Consider the following 19,101-nt stretch of genomic DNA (forward strand, 5'->3'; position numbering starts at 1 on the left):
CTTTGTTTTGTGTTAGCGTCTTTCTTGGTAAACGCCGATTTCGTTTACGACCGCATGGACTTTTTCAGGTTTAATGCTGAAGCGTAATTTTTGTCCCAGTACTTCATCAAAGCGGAAGATCTTGATGCGGCCCTGTTGTACCGCTGTAACCGCGATAGGATGCCATTTTCCATCTTTTAGATAGGATAAGTTATACTGTGAAGGATTGTCTTTTCCTTCGGTAATAACAACACTATTGAAAGCTTTACTACGTTCAAAATCCAATTCATACCATACTTCACCTTTGACTGCCGGATTGGAGACCCAGGCACTACCAAAGTTATCGTCGTTGGCAAAATCCATAATGTTCATATCTTCGCTCCAGCTACTGTATGAAGGTACTTGTTTGGCCATATTGTGGTCGACTATTGGCGCCTGGTAACTTGGTAATGAACTGTAGTTGGGTTTATTTTTGTATAATGTACCGATTGTCTTCAGTGCATCAAGCGCATTTTGATCCATCAGACCATCACTATTTGGCGCTACATTGAGCATAAAGTTGCAATACGCGTTGTTGTACGGAATTACAAATTTCTCGACCAATTCATTGACGTTTTTAACTGGGGTGTTCGGAAATGATGTTTTCCAGAACCAATTTTGCTGTAAGGGAAGACAGGCCATTGCCGGCAATTTGTTATGCTCCTTGGAGATAAATTGACCCGCGCCTTGTTCGTACGATTTGATATCGGTGTAAAACAACGCATCACCTGGGTATTTTGCCGAATTGAGGTCCATCAATAAACATTTCGGTTGGAGTGATTTGACAAGATAATAGATGTCATCGAAAGGAACATCATCGTACGAAATACGCGACCAAGGGGCGTCCCATCCATCAATGACCAAGGCGTCGATTTCTCCGTATTGGGTCAACAATTCCGTCAGCTGATCTTTGATCAATTGGATATGCGCTTTGGTAATGGTATGTGGACGTATGCCCTGATGCATATCCAAAATGGAATAATAAAGCATAACACGCAAACCATTTTTGCGGAAAGCATCCGTAAATTCTTTAACAACATCACGATGTAAAGGCGTGTTCATTACATTATAATCTGTTGTTTTGGTATTCCAGATCGGGAAGCCACTATGGTGCTTGGTGGTTAGGCAACCATAGGTCATATTGGCCGATTTAGCAGCTTTAGCCCATTGATCTGCGTTGAGCTTCGGAGATTTAAACAGTTCAAGTGCGGCATTGGGATCGGACCAGTCTTGTTCCATAAAAGTTGGCATGCCATAATGGATGAACATACCGAATCCAAGATTGACAAAGTCGAGCTGACTCTGTTCGAGGACCTTCTTTGAAAAACCGGATTGTGCCAATAACGTGTTGCCCAATAAAAGAAAAGATAGGCAGTAAAGTAGTTGCTGTGAAATTTTGGACATAATTTACTAAGTTGTTATGTTGTAAAGATAGGTCAAGGTTGTGTTATTTAAGCCTAATGGAAACCTAACGAAAGCCTAATAAAAGCCTAATAGATATCTTGATTCGACAAATTGATGTTATTTTTAAACCATGAAGAGTACCGGCAAAAATATATATCCTTGGGCATTTGGAACAAGCTTCTTGATCTTGACGGGGTTGATCGGTTTTCTGATCTTCAATACGTATAAGCTTGAGGACAAGAATTATCAGATTGGACAGCTCAACCGGATCCAGAATGCTTATGGAGCTGTTATTATGGATGATAAGATATTCCCTGGGGGAGATGCCATATTCCAGACAACATTGGTACCCTGTTTGCCGAAATGGTATGAAAAAAAAATAAATAAGTCCGCAGACGCAGACCAGTACGGTAACCATTGTATGAATGGCTTTCTCGATCAGATGCGGAGGCAGCAGTCGTTAGACAGCATTTTTCGTCGGATCGTACATCAGCAAGGGCTCGATACGACACTTGTTTACCTATTCCATTTTGATAAATTGGAAATATATAATGCAAGAGACCGTGCCTGGACGACTTTCTATGCGTTAGCAGCCGATGATCGTGCAGGTCTAATTAGTGGCAAACTCAAGCGCGGAACAAATAATAATAGGGTATTCCAACTGTCTGTTAGTGACAAGAATCCTATTCCTTATCGTTTTACTTATAGCCTGTATGTTGATTATGAAAATAGGGACTGGCGTCTTGTCCAACGGATGATGCCCGTGTTTTTACTCTCCTTAGCTTGTATTGTTGTGATCGTATTATTGAGTTATCGAACCTATCGTAATTGGATCAACCAACGTAAATTGTCAGACCTGAAAACGAGTTTTCTAAATCATATGCGCCATGAATTTAATACACCGCTGACGACAATTTTGATCAGTGCACATAGTTTGATCGATCGTGAAACAGGAAAAGACGATAAGGAGGTGGCACAACTTGGGCGCATCGTGGAAAGGCAAGCCAAACGACTCAAAGCTTATTTTGAACAGGTCATGGGATCTGTGGCATTACAGGAACAAGAGGCTACAATTGTATCCGTTTCTATTGATCGGCTGACACAGCAAATACTGAAAGAACTTCATTTGCGCTACCGAGGTGAAATTGAAATTCAATATGAACCTTTAGCTGCCGATGTGGAGATGAGTCTTGATGAAGATTATTATTTTTCAATCTTAGATAACCTGGTATCCAATGCGATAAAATTTAACGATAATAGTAAGAAGACGATTCAGTTTAGCTGGGAGCAGCAAGGTCATCATTATAACCTCAAAATAGTGGATAACGGGGTTGGGATCGCCGCTGCAGATCAGGAAGCGATATTTACAGCATTTTATAGAGGCAAACTATCCGGTAATAAACCTGGACTAGGACTGGGGCTTTACTATGTCAAATCTTATTTGGACAGGTTGGGTTGGACGATCCAAGTAGCAGGCGGTAAGTCTGGTTCCGGTGCAATTTTTTATATTTACATGAATAATGTGGCATTCAATGGCAAAAGATAAGATTGACATCCTTTTGATTGAAGACGAACCTGATTTGGGCGAAGTTTTCTCACGTTATTTGCGATACAAAGGCTTTACGGTACGCTGGGAAAGCACGGCGCAAGGAGGCTGGGCGGCTTTTCAGTCCTGTGCCGTTAAATTACTTATTATTGATGTGCAGTTGCCCGATGGCAATGGTTTTGACCTGGTGCAACAAATGATACAATTCAATCCTGGGCAACCTATTTTCTTTTTGACAGCACTTCATGAACGCACATCGCGACTAAGAGGACTTAGTCTGGGCGCTGTTGATTACATCGCGAAACCTTTTGACATGGACGAAATACTGCTCAAGATCCGCAATTTATTGACCGTGGCAAATGCGCCCGAAGTGCAGACAAATCCGGAAATCGAACTCGCTATCGGTTGTCTGTTGCTCAACATGGAACGTTATAGTCTGCGTGATGGGATGGGAAGCATACAAAAGCTCACAGTCCGTGAAGCTGAATTGCTGCGACATCTGGTCCTTCATAAAAATCTATTGGTCAATAAAAAAGATCTCCTGCTGCAGTTTTGGGGTAATACGGATTTTTTTAACGGTAAAAGCCTAGAGGTTTTTATCTCCCGACTTCGTAAATTGCTGCAGATGGATCGCAAACTTCATATCGAAAGTATCTATGGAGCGGGTTATATTTTACACGAAAATGAAGGTGTTTAACGACCGGATCTATTTAAAGAAATACTATGTTATACGAAAATATTCTTAAAAATGTGTCCAAGTGCATTACTTTGACAGCGGAAGAAACCGAACAGTTTACTGGTTTATTGACAGCAAAGAAGGTTCCCAAGAAAACGATGCTATTGGAGGAAGGGGAGGTATGTCAGTTTGAAGGATATCTTCAAAAAGGTTGTGTCCGGATTTATTATCTGGATGAAAATGGTTTTGAAGTAACGCTGGCTTTTGCTGTCGAAGATTGGTGGATTAGTGATATTGCTTCATTTCATTATCATACACCATCTAGTTTATACATGGAAACATTAGAAGACAGTGAGTTTTTGATGTTAACACCAGAGACCAAGGAGAGATTATTAGAGACTGTTCCAAAGTTTGAGCGGGTCTTTCGTATGTTGGTGCAACGCCGGCTCGCTGTTCTGCAAAATAGGCTGATCCATACAATGGCCAAACCAGCCGCCGATCGCTATCTCGAATTTATTGAACTATACCCGACTATTTCCCAAAGGGTACCGCAATACTATATTGCATCCTACCTGGGGGTTTCACCCGAATTTGTCAGTATTATACGTAAGAGGCTTGCTGCAAAGAAATAACAAGCAGTTCGAATGGCTCCATGTTGAAACACGTAGGTGATGACATGGGCTATTCGATTTAGAAAAAAGAAGAAGGTTTTCCAAAAAGTGAATGTATTTATGCGTTGAGTTTTTTTTGCGATTTGATTTGAGCTGTGTACCAACTGTATTTTGAGCTTTCAGACAACTAGACTTTGCAAAAGGTATGAGATATTTGCTACCTTTAGGCTGGGACTGATTTTAGCTATCGGTACCCATAGTCGCACAGCCGTTTAAAATAAATCGTATTGAGCATGGAAGAGAAAGATTTTGGGAATGCCTTTTTGTATTCCTGTTATGTCGAGAAAGCATTTGGGCACGAACAGTTCATTCCCGAACATGTCGTTTTTTTTCAGCTATCTGGTGAAACACATCTGGACCATCAGAAAGGAAAATTGGTGGCGACAGAAGGGCAGATTGTGGTTGCCCGTAGAAACCAACTGGCCAAAGCTTTTAAATATCCCGCGAAAAATAATGTTTACAAATCTGTTTCAGTATTGTTGGGGGCTGATCGGCTGAAGCAATACGCGATGGACCATCACCTCAGTTCGGACAAAAAGTATCAGGGTGAGTCCAATGTTGTACTGGAAAGTAACCTGTTTATAAAAAGTTATTTTGAGTCATTGACGCCCTATGCGGAAGCCATCGACCGAGTGAGCCCGCAGATGGAGAATATCAAGATCTACGAGTTGATCACCTTGTTGTTGGAAAGCTATCCACAGTTAAAAGACCTTCTATTTGATTTTTCGGAGCCGCATAAAATTGATCTCGAGCAATTTATGGTTAAAAACTATCGGTACAATGTACCTTTAGAAAACTTTGCGAAACTAACAGGGCGGAGTTTAGCAAGCTTTAAACGTGATTTTGAGAAAATATTTCAGACGTCTCCCCGAAAATGGCTGCAAGAAAGACGTCTTTCTGAGGCTTATTATCTAATTGAAAATAAGCGGCAAAAACCTGCTGATTTTTATCTTGATCTGGGTTTTGAAAACCTTTCTCATTTTTATGCTTCTTTCAAGGAGAAGTTTGGCATAACACCAGCGACCATCAATTCCGTTGCTTAAGACTATTTCCGCCACCAATAACTAGGTGTTAAAGGGGGCTGATCGAGGTCGATGACCTGGCCGATCATTGGGGTAAGCAAGGGCTGTTGTTGTCGTATTGCTTCCTTGGAAATACGTTCTAGAGGTTCATTCCAGGCATGATTGGCCAATACAAACTTGGACGAATGAACTGGAAACAGTAAGGAAGCTTTGAGATCATGTGCCGCTTGGACAACCTCCTCTGGCATCATGTGTATATGTTTCCAGCTGAGGTCGTATTGACCATTTTCCAATATAGCCAGATCAAAAGGACCCAATTGATTACCTATCTCTTTGAAGTGGTTATCGTAGCCGCTGTCCCCGCCTAAATAGAGCCGCATGGAAGGTGTCTGGAGCGCATAGGATGCCCATAAAGTATTGGCAGTAAATATACTGCGGCCTGAAAAATGTCTGGCGGGCGCAACTGTTACACTGAAACCATCACCCAAGTTGATTTCGTCCCACCAATCTTTTTCGATGATCTGTTCAGGACGATATCCCCAATATTCAAGATGAGAGCCGACACCAAGACCAACAATGACTTTTCCAACCCGGGGTTGTAGTGCCTTTAACGTCTTGTAATCCATGTGATCATAATGATCATGTGATATAAATAGATAGTCAATCGGCGGTAGAGCAGATACGGTAGAGACATCGGCTCCTTTAAACGCTTTTACACTTCCTGGAATAGGGGAAGCACTGCCACTAAGGACAGGATCGACGAGTATGTTCTTACCATCGAGACGAAGGAAATAAGAGGAGTGACCAAACCAAACAAGCCCATGAGGCTGACTTAATAACTTTTCCCAGTCGATATCCACTGTTGGTATAGTATGTTTGGGACTTGTTTCGTTGGAGCGCTTAAAAAAATAATCGTATAGGGCTACGGTCCAGGGCTGTGTGAGCTGTGGTGTAGGGCTGCTATTCTGGAATTTTCCGCCTTTAAACTGTTTCGATAGCTGTATGCGTTGAAGTCTTTCACCCGAGGGTCTTTTGCCGAATTGTGGATGCATCATATATAGTCCGATAAGAGCGATGAGAACAGTCAGTCCTAAGATTGTTCTTTTCAAAAACCGAAGCCACTTATTGCTGTTGTTTCTTGTTGCCATCTGCATATTGTATAACAACAAAGATAAGACTGCTGAGACAGATCTATTTTTGCTGATAGCTCAAATTTATGTGCTGTATGGCTCATGCAATGTCTTTAATAGGGGCGGAAGAGGCTTTATGAAAAACCTGTAGTGGATGATAATTTTATTAATTTGTGTTTTTAATTGTAATTTTTATGGTAAAATACTGTTTTATCTGAAATATTTCTTGAAATTTAGTGCCCAATTCTTTTTTCTTGAAAGTTGTCGTATGTTTAGGTAAGAATAGACGAAGAGATACAAATCGCTGAAAATAAAATCTATTAATTTAGTAGATTATAGTAGGGCAATTTGTATATTTGACCAGTTTCACAATGACCTAACTTTAAAAATACTGCGGATATGGAGGTAGCAGATTTAGAAAAGCATTGGCTAGTCTCTTTGCAACAAGGTGATAGACATGTTTTTGCGGATATTTATGATTTTTACTGGAAAAGATTATTAGGCATTGCCTTTAACCTAACGAAAGACAAACAGACAGCTGAGGAAATTGTACAAGAGGTATTTGTTTCACTATGGAATAGACGTGAGGATGTACAAATAAACTTGCTGTCCCAATATTTAGCGACAGCAGTAAAATTTGCTTCTTTTAAAGTATTGCAACGTGCCAAGCGCCATGAGCAAATCCTGAACACTGTTGTCGTTCAACCTATGTTCCAGCAGGATCAGAATACAATTGATGCCCGTTTTTTACAAGAATATCTTCATGAAGTTGTTGAAACACTACCTGATCGTTGTAAGCTGGTCTTTCAGCTGAGTCGCGAAGAACATTTTTCCAACCGTGAAATAGCCGCGGAACTCCAAATTTCTGAGAAGGCTGTGGAAGCAAATATTACGCGTGCCCTGAAAGTGCTCCGTATGCAATTGCGCAAGGTTGGCTTTATCTTTTTATTTTTTATTTAAAAAAAGCAATTTGAATATAGGGGTACCCATGGTCATGTGGTACTATCATATAACGGACGATTTCATGGACAATAGTAATTTACAGCAACTAATCGATAAATACCTTCAGGGAACAATTTCTGTAGAAGAAAAAGAGCGTTTACTACTGTGGTATCGTCAGCAGCAGGAAGAGGAAAACATTTGGGAACTAGCGCCAGGAGAAACAGAGCAACAGGTCGGTGAACGAATGAAAGCCAATATTTGGGCGCAAATGGATAATATACCTGTACGTAAACGTGTTTATTGGCCCTATGCGGCCGTAGCAGCGGCGCTACTGTTGGTCTCCTTCACTATTCTGCTGTGGAACAAGTCTACTTCGAATGAACAGCAGGTGACCTTTTCCAAGTCGGAAGGATCGGCGAATCGATTTATCCTATTGCCAGATAGTTCACGTGTTGTTTTGCGGGCAGGGAGTAAACTCTCCTATCCCAATACCTTTGATGATGCAACACGTGAAGTTAGCTTGGAGGGGGAGGCATATTTCGATATTAAACATCGGAATAATCAACCTTTTATCATTCATACAGGTGAGATTAAAACAACTGTCCTTGGTACAGCATTTACAATAAAATACCCGACTGACAGCAAGCAGATTGAAGTCCTTGTCGAACGTGGAAAAGTAAGGGTAGAAAATGAAAAGCAAGTATTTGCCGAGCTTGTGGCGGATCAGAAAATCGACCTAAGAGAATCACAGTTGAAGGCTAAGGTTGAGAAAATAAATACCGCATCGGCATTAAGCTGGAAAAGACAGGATATGTCTTTTGACGCTCTGGCTTTTGGTGACATCGCTAAAAATTTGGAAAAACGGTATGGAGTGAAACTACATTTTATCAATCCGGCCCTAGAAAATTGTCCCGTCAGCGGGAAATTTACCGGAAGTGAAACGATCGAAGAGGTATTGTTGAATATCTGTGCTACGCGCAATGCGATCTATCGTCAGACAGCTGATGGTGAATATGAAATACAAGGAGAGGGCTGTCAATAAAAAATGGAGCGAAAGAAAAAACTAACATACATTAACTTAAAAATCAACGCCTAATGAAAATGAAAAAACAGACTTAACAACAACTGATATAGTAAAAACTCCCTGGCCGTAGGAAGCAAACAGGGAGCTGAGCTTATTCGATTATTGTCAAACAATTAAACCCAATACAAATAATGCAAAAATTCTTGTTTTTTGCAAGTGGGGATTATTTTGCCCACTTTAACCCTAAACATCGAAAAATCTTTCTATCTACCATGAAAGTAAATTTGATCGGGGCATTGCTGCTATCCAGTTCATTACAATTGATGGCACTGCCCGAAACGTTGGGTCAACGGATGAACACAGTGAAGATTCACATGGGGTCTTCTTCTTTGTCATTAAAAAAGGCTCTTCAGGAACTTGAAAATAAATCGGGGATTACTATTTTCTACCCCAGTGATCTGGTGGAGCAATATATGGCACCCACAATGGATAAGCAATCGCGGTCTGTCGCCCAGACTTTACAGCTTATGCTTCTGCAAACCAATCTGAGTTTTAAGGAAACTTCTTTGGGTGTCGTTCTTTTTGAGGATCACGATAAACAAAGTAAAGTCAAAAATGAGCGTGAGCAACCTCGTCGTATCGGCGGTATAGTCTTGGATGACAAGGGTAAGCCTATCGCCGGTGTGACTGTCCTCACCAAAAATGGGAAGGAGCAGGGGGCACCGTCGGGCAATAGTACTGCAACGGATCAAAATGGACATTGGGGATTGCCTATTACCGGACCGGTGTCTACCCTAGTCTTTTCGATGATCGGCTATGAAACACAGGAGCTTGCTCTCTCCGGCAGATCCGAATTTAAGGTGGTATTAAAAACGCTTGAAAATAGGATTGAAGATGTAGTCGTTACGGGCCTTTTTGAGCGGCCAAAGGAAATGTATACGGGTGCCGCACGATCATTTACCAAAGAGCAGTTGCAGAATGTGAGCAGCGACAATGTGCTATCGGCGATAAAATCACTTGATCCATCTTTTCAAATGCCAGAGAATCTCAACTTGGGTTCTAACCCCAATGCTTTACCTGAGGTCACTTTGCGCGGAGGAAATAGTCTTATCGATCCAAACAGCAGCGGAAGCAATCCTTTTAATTATTCGAATAACCCAAATACTCCCTTGTTTATTCTGGACGGTTTTGAAGTATCGTTATCCCGGATCAATGATCTCGATCTGACGCGTATCAAAAACATCGATCTGCTTAAGGACGCTACAGCAACATCTATTTATGGGTCACGTGCGGCAAATGGTGTCGTTGTGATCGAAACGATTCGTCCAAAATCAGGCAAACTCCAGGTCACCTATACAGGTAACATGACCTTGGAAATACCCGATCTAAAGGGGTATGATGTACTCAATGCGGCCGAAAAACTCGAGCTTGAAAGACAGATCGGCGTGTATGACTACAGTTGGAATGGTACCGATCAACAATTAAAAACTATCTATAACAATCGATTGGCTGCGGTACGTTCTGGTGTCAATACCGATTGGATGGCACAACCAATACGCACTGGTATAGGGCAAAAGCATAATCTTTATCTCGAGGGAGGACGAGAGGAAGTTCAGTACGGAATCAACCTCAACTATTATAACAATGCCGGTGTAATGAAGGGATCTAGTCGCCAAACCATGACTGGAAACACATTTTTGGCCTACCGATACAAAAACATCATCTTCAAGAATGATCTGACTTTAGTGTCTAATAAAGGTACCAATTCACCTTATGGTTCATTTCGACAATATGCACAGCTAAATCCCTACTGGACCCCATACAACGCTGATGGATCTTATAAGGTATATCTCGAAGATATCCTTAATGAGGAAACGGGAAAACGGCTGACGAACTTTGATAGCTATGACAACCTCACTGGTTATGTGGGCAGGCCGGTAAATCCGCTATATGACGCGGCATTGAACCTAGTTGATCAGACAAATTACCATAGTATAATCAATAATTTTGCCTTGGAATGGCAGGCGTATAGCTGGTTAAAATTAAAGGGAACTTTTGCTTACCTCTATCAAGCCGACGAATCAGATCGCTTCTTGCCTGCACAACATTCTTCCTTTACCAATGTGGCAACCTTTGAAAAGGGATCTTACACAAAAGGTTATGGTAAAAATCAACGTTATGAGGGGATATTCTCTGCCAATTTCAATAAAACCTTTGACAAGAATTTGATTTTCGCAACGTTGGGAGCGAATATTAGTCAGGAAAACAATCATACTGAAACGTTCAAAGTGGTTGGTTTTCCAAATGCGAGTATGGACAACATGAGCCAGGGACTTCAGTTTGCAACTGGTACAAAACCAGAAGGAACGGAGAATATCAAGCGCTTGGCAGGTTTATTTTCTAACCTTTCCTTTTCGCACGATAACCGCTATTTATTGGATTTCTCGTTCCGTTTGGATGGATCTTCCCAATTTGGGAGTGACAATAGATTTGCACCATTCTGGTCTGCAGGGGCAGGATGGAACCTGCATAAAGAACATTTTCTGGCAAAGGTCAACGGGATAGACCGACTTAAAATTCGTTATTCTTTCGGTTATACGGGATCACAAAATTTTGATTCTTTCTATGGTAAAACAACCTCCCAGTATTTCAATTCCACAGACTACCGTGGTATGATCGGAACCTATTTACTCGGATTTGGAAATAATGCTTTGGCTTGGCAAAAGACACAGAAGAATAATATAGGATTGGATTTGACACTTTTCAAGCGTTTTGATCTCACAGCCAACTATTATATCGAAAAAACTGAAGGTTCTATCGCGAGCATATCGACGGCGCCATCGACTGGATTTGATCAATATAAAGAAAATATGGGCGATCTCGAGGCGAAAGGCTGGGAACTTTACACCCGTTATAATATTTTGGCAAACAGTACCAACAGGAATAACTGGTCTGTTTTTGTTAATCTCTTTTCGGTCAAGACCAAGATTACCAAAGTCTCCAATACCATTGCTGCACTGAATAAATTGGCGAATGAGGAGCTGTCTTCACTCCCGATTACCCGCTATGCAGAAGGGCAGTCACAAACGGCGATCTGGGCGGTACCGTCGCTCGGGATAGACCCCGCATCGGGTTATGAGATTTTTAGAACAAGGGATGGCAAATTGACCAATACGTACAATCCACTGGATCAGGTAATCGTTGGAGACTCGCGCAGCGATGTAGAGGGTACCTTCGGAACCAATTTCGAATACCGTGGAATTGGTTTTAATGCATTTTTCCGATTTAGGCTGGGCGGACAGGCTTATAACCAAACACTCGCAGATCGGGTAGAAAATGTCAATGCACGTCTTTACAATGTGGATAGAAGAGTTGCCGAGGAGCGATGGATGAAACAAGGAGATCATGTATTCTATAAAGGACTGATCGATGCCGATGGCTATGCGATTAATACGCCTACCTACGCAACTTCCAGGTTTGTGCAAAATGACAATTTACTTTCCCTGGAAAGTGTTTCGGTCTTCTATCGCTTCAAAGATCAATTGACCAAACGCTGGCGGATGAGCAATACTAAAATATCGCTGTATTCCAATGATGTATTTCGCATGTCTTCGATACGCCGGGAACGTGGTCTTGACTATCCCTTTGCACGCTCATTTACACTTCAATTATCCACCAGTTTTTAAAAGCAACACAGATGAAAATCATTTACAACAACAACAATTATATTGTATTGCTTATGATAGGACTGGGCATTTTAACTCAGTCCTGCAACAAATGGCTGGATGTACAGCCCAGTACACAAACAACCGAAGAAAAGCAGTTTTCGTCCGAACAGGGATATAAGGATGCTTTGATCGGAATCTATCAGAAAATGGCGCAGGCAAACAGTTATGGTAAAGAGCTTAGCTATGGATACCTGGATGTACTGGCACAGCTCTATCAGAGTAAATCGAATGCCAATACAGATACTTACGGTCAAATGGCAAGATATAATTATACTGATGCTACAGTTAAATCTACGTTGAGCAGCTTATGGACGACACAATACAGTACCATCGCTCAGGCCAATTATATCCTCAAAGATATTGATGCCGATAAAGAACTTTTTACCGGAGTAAATTATCAGCTTGTTAAAGGTGAGGCTTTGGCGACCCGGGCGCTACTTCATTTTGATCTGCTGCGTCTTTTTGCTGCGTCACCCGTAGCAAGTCCCACGGAGGAAAGTCTAAGTATCCCTTATATGACCGCATTTACGGTCAACCCGGGCAAGGTTCTCTCGCGAGCCGAAGTACTTGCCTTATTGGAGAAAGATCTGAAGGAGGCTGAAGCATTATTGGCCGTATATCCGACAATAGACCAGATTAAAGATAATGCTGCAAATACCTCTTTGGAGGTCTTTACCATGTTTCGTCAAAACCGACTGAATGTTTGGGCCGTTAAAGCCCTGCTGGCAAGGGTCTATCTGTATAGGGGCGATAAGGTCAATGCGCTTAAATATGCCAAAGAAGTAATCGATAGCCAGAAGTTTGAATTTGTGAACGGCAATACCAATACCGTGAATGCCACAAGTGCCACTTCCAATGCGATTTTTAGCACGGAGCATATCTTTTCGATTTACAAATCCAACCTAAAAGATCTATCGGACCGTTATTTCAAAACAGAAGCGGGCGCTCCTGAAAATGAGGATTTATTTACCACATTAACCAACCTCAATAGCTGGTATGAGATCGCTGTTGCCGGACATGCCATTGATATCCGTGGGCCACAAGCTTCAAACAGCCGTTGGAATCAATTTAATGCCACAACAGTTTATAATACGAAGTATTATGTCGGCAACAATGTGACAAATGTTAATCAAAAGCTGGTTCCTGTGATCAAGCTTTCGGAGATGTATTACATTGCTGCAGAGGCGAGTGAAACGTTAGAGCAAGCCCTGAGCTACCTCAATAAAGTGCGTACAGCACGTTTGATTCCGGCCTTATCTGCGAGTACCATCAATACGCCTACACTGCTAGAAGGTGAATTATTTAAAGAATATCGCAAAGACTTTTATGCTGAAGGCCAGTTATGGTACTACTATAAGCGCAAAAACTACAGTACACTACAAAATACCGTTGGGGGAACAATGGACAATAGCAAATATGTTTTCCCCTTACCGGACAATGAAATTGAATTTGGCCTGAACTAGACAGCATGATGAAAAGATTACTCACCTTTATTGGAGCATGTGCTGCTCTGCTGTTCACTTTACTCGGATGTAAGGAGGACAATAAATTGATGTTCGATGACAGTGATCCCAAAGTTTACATTGATAAGCGTTATGCAGGGACACTGGTGGATAGCGTAAACTACAGCTTTGCCTTTCAATCGAAAGATATCCTTACGGATACCGTTCAAATTCCAATTCGGATTATTGGTTTGCCCCGAAATACTGATCGCCCCGTAGCCATTGCACTGGCGACAGGTTCTACAGCAAAAGAAGGCTATCACTTTAAGCTCGAACACGCTGTAATTCCGGCCAATGCCTCCGATGGTATTGTGGACGTCATATTTTTTAGACGTGCAGGGCTCAAGGATAGCGTCGTTATGGCTGAATTAAAAATTATAGCAAATGCTGACTTTAAACCTGGATATAACGATAATGCCGTGTCTGCAGTGCTCGACCGATTGACCTGGCGTTTCACCTTAACAGATAAACTGGAAAAGCCGAGTATTTGGGATTCCTATTGGAAAAATCTGTTTGGAGACTATTCCAATACAAAGATCCTGTTTCTGACGCAGTTGCTCGATTATACCAATTGGAACCAAGGTGGTTTGTTTCCACAGGATAGCAATCGGATGCTGGCTCAAGCACGATTAGGTATTTACGAATATGAAAAGGCCAACGGCCCGATGTTCGACGAAAATGGTAACAGGGTTATTATTCCCTAACTGAAATATTATGAAAAGAACAAAATTATATCAGCTATTATACCTGTGTCTGATAACACTATTAAATTTCTCCTGTGCAAAAGATGAGGGTAATTACAGTTATACTGTGCTGGATAAGGTTAGTTTTCCGGAAGAAAAGAGTGACACGACAATTTTTATCCAGCAGGGGAAAGCTTTGACACTTTCACCGGAGGTTGTGTACAATGGAGATGCCAATGACCTTTCCTATGAGTGGTTTGTCTACCTTAATTCGGCAAGTGCAAGTTATATACAGGACAGTACATTGATTGCTAAAACAAAATCGTTGAACTATACGGTTTCTCCAGATATTTTTGTACTGGGTGAAAATTACAAATTGACCTATAAGGTAACAAATAATAAAACAGGACTCGCTGTATTTCGTTTCTATCAGCTTGCCGTTCAGGACTTATTTACGCAGGGCTGGATCTTTTTGGAAGACCGCAATGGAAAAGCTGATCTTTCCATGATCTTGCGTAATGGAACATTATACCACGATATCTACAGTGGAAGGAATGCAAATTATCCTATTGTTAATCCCAAAAGCTTTAGCATATCGCCCCAATCCATCTCAGACGGAGTGGCACAGGATGGTAAGAAATTCTATATCGTTGGGGCCAGTGATGCTATTGAATTGGATGGCAATACAATGAAGAAACGTTTTGACTATGCGTATCTATTTTTTCAGGCTCCAGCAACGAGCAAACCCGAGTATATCGCTTGGGGTGGAGCTGGGGGCAACAATCTTGGTCTTTTGATTAACGACGGTAAACTGTATCCCAATATGGTCGGTGGGTTTCCCGGAGCAAAAAAATTTGGAGCTGAAATGAAGTCTTCAACGCATGAATACACGTATAATCTAGCGGCTCAACATATATCGGGCGCTAATTATTCGGATACCTACAATGTTTTTGTATTTGATCGGCTGAATAGGTGTTTTTATGCAGTTACTTCCAGCAACCTCAATGCTTTTGATGCAGCTTCACAGAATACGGCACTCTTCGACATGAATAATGTGGGTATGGATCTGATCAAACTGGATTCCTCCAATGTAAGTACTGTCCGAAATGCGATTATGCGCACTACAGATGGTTCTGAAGCCTATTTGCTGCAATTTCGAACCACTAGAACCGCTGCTGAGCCAACTATAAATGTGGCCAAACAGCACTTGGACGCGCCAGGATTGACCAAAGCAGCCGACCTAAGCTGTTCTACTTTATCTCCCCATATCTTTTATGTAGCCGATGCGAAGCTTTATCGGTATGAGGTGACCTCTAATAGTTATACTGTGGAATATCAGCTGCCGACAAATGAAACTGTCAGTAAAATAAAATTTGAACGACATGGCTATGGTCAGGGCTTGCCGCGGTTGATTGTGGCTACTTGGAATGGAACAGAAGGAAAAGTCTATTATTTTAAAGTGAGCCCCACAGGCACCATTCAGTCACTGGATAAAACCTTCACAGGTTTTGGGAGGATTATTGACTTAGCATACAAATACTAATTATAAAACAGACATAACATGAAATTTAAATTGATGATAGGCCTTTTGTTGGCCTCGGGAACTGTGCTCGCCCAACAAGTGGACCGTGCTAAAATGGAACGTTATTATCAGATTGCCAATGGTGGAAATGCCGAAAGGAAAGACTCCTTGGCAAATGCCTTATTCGCTGAATCAAAAAAATATAATTCAGAAGATGAATACCGTACGGCAATCAATATCCTCCGAACACTGGAAAAGGAAGATAAACAGCTTGCTTTGGAGAAAATTGCGACTAAAAAATACCCAAAAGGGAAAATTACACGGGAAGCATTTGTGACAAACGTGTTCTACAAAGCAGAGGAAACCACGGCTAAAGAAAAAGCTTATCTGGAGTTGATAAAAAAATGGCCAGTAGCTAATTTTCCTGGTGATGAACTAACCTATGATTATGTATTGGGATCTTTGGCAACTTCTTTCGCAAAAGATGGTAATGCTAAAAAAGCAACCTATTATTTAGGTGAGATGAAAGAGCGTTTCTGGCGAGGAAATGGCTATTTGCCAACGGGACAAGCATTATTAGCTGCTGGAGATACGGCCGCTGCCGCGCCAATTTTTAAGACGGCAATGGATGATGCTTATTACTATATCAGTTTACCGGAAGAACAGAAAGACAATAAAGCCAGATTTGCCTCCATGGGCTATGCTAGCTCGATGTCAGCTTATGTCAATATTTTAGTTGGACAAGGAAAATATCGGGAGGCACTCGAGTATATTGATAAGGCTTTGGTAGCAGCACCCGAACAAGCCGATGGGTTGGCGAAAGTGCATGCAAAGACGCTATTAGGCGTCAACCGCAAGCTTGAAGCCTACAATATCTTATCTAGGCTCTATGCCAAAGGTCAATTTGAGACCGAGCCAGAGTTGAAGAAATTATATGGCGATCTTAATGGTACTTTAGCAGGTTATGAGCAATATAATGCCACTCTTAAGGAAGAGCTTGTTAAAAATATTCGTGAACACATCAAAGGAAATGAGGTTTTCAAGAAGGCACCTGATTTTGAATTGTTAAACTTAAAAGGTGATAAAGTCAGCTTGGCTAGCCTGAAAGGGAAAGTTGTTGTACTCGACTTTTGGGCAACCTGGTGTCAGCCCTGTGTACGTTCCTTTCCAGGAATGAAAGCAGCGCAGGAGCTCTATGCACATGATAAAGATGTACAGTTTGTATTTGTTAATACCTGGGAACGCGACAAAAACTATAAGGAGAATGTCGCGAAGTTTATCGACAAAAATCAATATCCTTTTGAGGTGATTTTTGATGATCAGAAAGATCCGGAAACAGGAAAAGTGTTGGCCGGCAAATTGGGTATAAACGGTATTCCTTCCAAATTTATTTTAGATAAGGACGGTAATATTCGCTATATGTTAACAGGATCGACCCCTAATGTTGATTACATTAAGTTAGAAATGCGTGAATTGATTGAATCTGCAAAAAAAGAGAAAAAAGGATAGTTGTCAGGATAGCAACAGATTTTGCTAAATCGTATCCTCGGAGGAGAGGATAAACCAGCGAAGCCCCGATATGTACTGTCGGGGCTTCGTTGTTTAAATCATCCAAGCAGCCCCTTAATCCATCAGCTTAATTTGATCAGGATAGGGGATCTGCTGTCCCGTAGCTTTGTAGGTCGGCAACTGAGCCTTCCAGGTCCGGAGCTGATCCGAAAGTAATTTGCTGAGCTCATTGGTTTTTCCTTTCATTTTTGGGGCAAGGTTGTTGAGTTCACCGATATCTTGCTGCAGGTTGTAAAGTTCAAGCTTCCCATTTTTCATGTCGTAAAGCAACTTATAATCACCTTGTCTTATTGCCGAGAAAAAGTTGATTCCAGGGCCGTCTGGCACTGTCCACTTGTTGGGGATATTCCATACCAATGGCCGGCTGTTCCAATTGTCGGACCTATTACCTTCCATTAAGGGCAAAAGATTTTTTCCATCTGGTTTTTCCTGTACGAGCTGATAGTGATCTATTTTGGCTAAGCTGAGAATCGTTGGAAAGAGATCTTCGACCATAACAGGGGTAGCATCTGTGCTTGCAGGGTGCTGCTTGGCCTGTTTGATCAACAGAGGAATCCGGATTCCACCTTCGTAAACCGACCCTTTCCCAGCTTTTAATGGTAGGTTCTGTGTATGACTTGGTCCGGAGCGCATTGGGCTGAGGCTAAGTCCGCCATTGTCGCTAAGGAAAATAATGACGGTGTTATCGTATAGTTTTTTGTCTTTGAGAAATTGAACGATATCACCCATACTTTTGTCATAACCTTCGACCAGTGACGCATAAGCTGCTTCAGTGGAATCTAAGCCGCGGTCGAGGTATTTTTGTACAAAACGTGGATCGGGTTGGATCGGGACATGCACCGCATAGTTGGAAAAATTAAGGAAAAAAGGCTCCTTACGGCGTATAGGCTCCTCCAGTGCCTTCAGCGCCTCCCGGGTTAAGGCTTCCGTTAGAAATGTGGATGTGCCATGGTATTCCATAAGATCGGGAACCGCCTGGTAACCTGCTTTGCCAGGAAGGTTTCCGTAATTCTGCTCGCCATAGTAGTTTTGTGGGTGCCCAGCGGAGTGTCCTGCAATATTGACCATAAAACCCAAATTTAAAGGGCTGGCAGCAGGTGTTCCGGCAGATCCCCAATGTGCTTTACCCACATGAATGGTATAGTAACCATTGGCCTTAAGGATGCTTGGAAATGGAGTAGCATATATCGTATGTGGTATATTGGGCACAGGGCTTAGTCCGTTGATATTCCAATCCGGTGGATTCAACAATTCATCTTTGCTATCGGTCGGGGTGTCAGCCTTGGGATGGGTCCAATTGGTGACACGATGATGAGCAGCATTTAAACCGGTCAGAAAGCTCACCCTGGAAGGTGTGCACACCGGTGTTGCATAGGCATTGGTAAATTTAATGGCTTCTTTGGCCAATGTTTCCAGATAGGGGGTATGAAACTTTTCGTTGATCGGCGTTTTGACCTTGTAAAATGGTTCGGACATGTCCTGCCAACCGAGGTCGTCCACAAAAAACACGACAATATTGGGGCGTTCTGTTGTGGATACCGATTGGTGCTTCTGCTTAGCTTTAGTTCGGTTGACAGTTTGCGCATGGCCTCCTATACATATACCCATGAATAACACCGCAAGGGTGAATGATGAATTGTTTTTGCGAAATAACATAGGGACAG

At 41.9% G+C, this 19,101-nt stretch carries 14 protein-coding genes; 11 read left to right on the forward strand and 3 right to left on the reverse strand.

What is annotated here, in order from left to right; genetic code table 11:
- Positions 1-12: 12 nt before the first annotated feature.
- Positions 13-1,422: an alpha-L-fucosidase gene (locus M2419_RS23430; protein ID WP_259255725.1), complete on the reverse strand. Its 1,410-nt coding sequence runs from the start codon at positions 1,420-1,422 to the stop codon at positions 13-15.
- 130 nt (positions 1,423-1,552) lie between these two features.
- Here M2419_RS23430 and M2419_RS23435 point away from each other — a divergent pair, with 130 nt between their 5' ends.
- The 4 genes from M2419_RS23435 to M2419_RS23450 all read left to right on the forward strand — a co-directional run bounded on the left by M2419_RS23435 (position 1,553) and on the right by M2419_RS23450 (position 5,358).
- The gene (locus M2419_RS23435) at positions 1,553-2,968 is read left to right on the forward strand and encodes a sensor histidine kinase KdpD (protein ID WP_259255726.1); all 1,416 of its coding nucleotides are present in this window, start codon (positions 1,553-1,555) and stop codon (positions 2,966-2,968) included.
- Positions 2,955-3,665 carry a response regulator transcription factor gene (locus M2419_RS23440; protein ID WP_259255727.1) on the forward strand — a complete coding sequence of 237 codons (711 nt, stop codon included), beginning with the start codon at positions 2,955-2,957 and terminating at the stop codon, positions 3,663-3,665. The genes M2419_RS23435 and M2419_RS23440 overlap by 14 nt, the downstream gene beginning before the upstream one ends.
- A 26-nt stretch (positions 3,666-3,691) precedes the next feature.
- Entirely contained in the window at positions 3,692-4,276 is a 585-nt protein-coding gene (locus M2419_RS23445; protein ID WP_182329567.1) for a Crp/Fnr family transcriptional regulator, read from the forward strand.
- A gap of 272 nt (positions 4,277-4,548) precedes the next feature.
- Entirely contained in the window at positions 4,549-5,358 is an 810-nt protein-coding gene (locus M2419_RS23450; RefSeq protein ID WP_120336625.1) for an AraC family transcriptional regulator, read from the forward strand.
- Between the two features lie 2 nt (positions 5,359-5,360).
- Here the strand turns inward: M2419_RS23450 and M2419_RS23455 are convergent, their stop codons facing one another.
- A complete protein-coding gene (locus M2419_RS23455; protein ID WP_259255728.1) occupies positions 5,361-6,485 on the reverse strand; it encodes an MBL fold metallo-hydrolase in 1,125 nt (374 codons plus the stop codon).
- A 381-nt stretch (positions 6,486-6,866) separates the two neighbouring features.
- Here M2419_RS23455 and M2419_RS23460 point away from each other — a divergent pair, with 381 nt between their 5' ends.
- The 7 genes from M2419_RS23460 (at position 6,867) to M2419_RS23490 (ending at position 17,377) form a co-directional block, all read left to right on the forward strand.
- Positions 6,867-7,427 carry an RNA polymerase sigma-70 factor gene (locus M2419_RS23460; RefSeq protein WP_259255729.1) on the forward strand — a complete coding sequence of 187 codons (561 nt, stop codon included), beginning with the start codon at positions 6,867-6,869 and terminating at the stop codon, positions 7,425-7,427.
- Positions 7,428-7,437: 10 nt separating this feature from the next.
- A complete protein-coding gene (locus M2419_RS23465; protein ID WP_259255730.1) occupies positions 7,438-8,451 on the forward strand; it encodes a FecR family protein in 1,014 nt (337 codons plus the stop codon).
- Positions 8,452-8,705: 254 nt separating this feature from the next.
- Positions 8,706-12,119 carry a SusC/RagA family TonB-linked outer membrane protein gene (locus tag M2419_RS23470; protein ID WP_182329559.1) on the forward strand — a complete coding sequence of 1,138 codons (3,414 nt, stop codon included), beginning with the start codon at positions 8,706-8,708 and terminating at the stop codon, positions 12,117-12,119.
- Between the two features lie 11 nt (positions 12,120-12,130).
- Positions 12,131-13,624 carry a RagB/SusD family nutrient uptake outer membrane protein gene (locus M2419_RS23475; protein WP_182329557.1) on the forward strand — a complete coding sequence of 498 codons (1,494 nt, stop codon included), beginning with the start codon at positions 12,131-12,133 and terminating at the stop codon, positions 13,622-13,624.
- Positions 13,625-13,629: 5 nt separating this feature from the next.
- Positions 13,630-14,367, forward strand: a complete 738-nt coding sequence (locus M2419_RS23480) for a DUF4843 domain-containing protein (protein WP_182329555.1) — start codon at positions 13,630-13,632, stop codon at positions 14,365-14,367.
- A gap of 10 nt (positions 14,368-14,377) precedes the next feature.
- Positions 14,378-15,889: a PKD-like family lipoprotein gene (locus M2419_RS23485; RefSeq protein WP_259255731.1), complete on the forward strand. Its 1,512-nt coding sequence runs from the start codon at positions 14,378-14,380 to the stop codon at positions 15,887-15,889.
- An 18-nt stretch (positions 15,890-15,907) separates the two neighbouring features.
- Positions 15,908-17,377, forward strand: a complete 1,470-nt coding sequence (locus M2419_RS23490; protein WP_259255732.1) for a TlpA disulfide reductase family protein — start codon at positions 15,908-15,910, stop codon at positions 17,375-17,377.
- 114 nt (positions 17,378-17,491) lie between these two features.
- Here M2419_RS23490 and M2419_RS23495 read toward each other — a convergent pair whose 3' ends face one another.
- Entirely contained in the window at positions 17,492-19,093 is a 1,602-nt protein-coding gene (locus M2419_RS23495; protein ID WP_259255733.1) for a sulfatase, read from the reverse strand.
- Positions 19,094-19,101 lie beyond the last annotated feature (8 nt).

The sequence above is a fragment of the Sphingobacterium sp. BIGb0116 genome (assembly GCF_024808035.1).
In the GTDB taxonomy this organism is placed as follows: Bacteria; Bacteroidota; Bacteroidia; order Sphingobacteriales; family Sphingobacteriaceae; genus Sphingobacterium; species Sphingobacterium paramultivorum.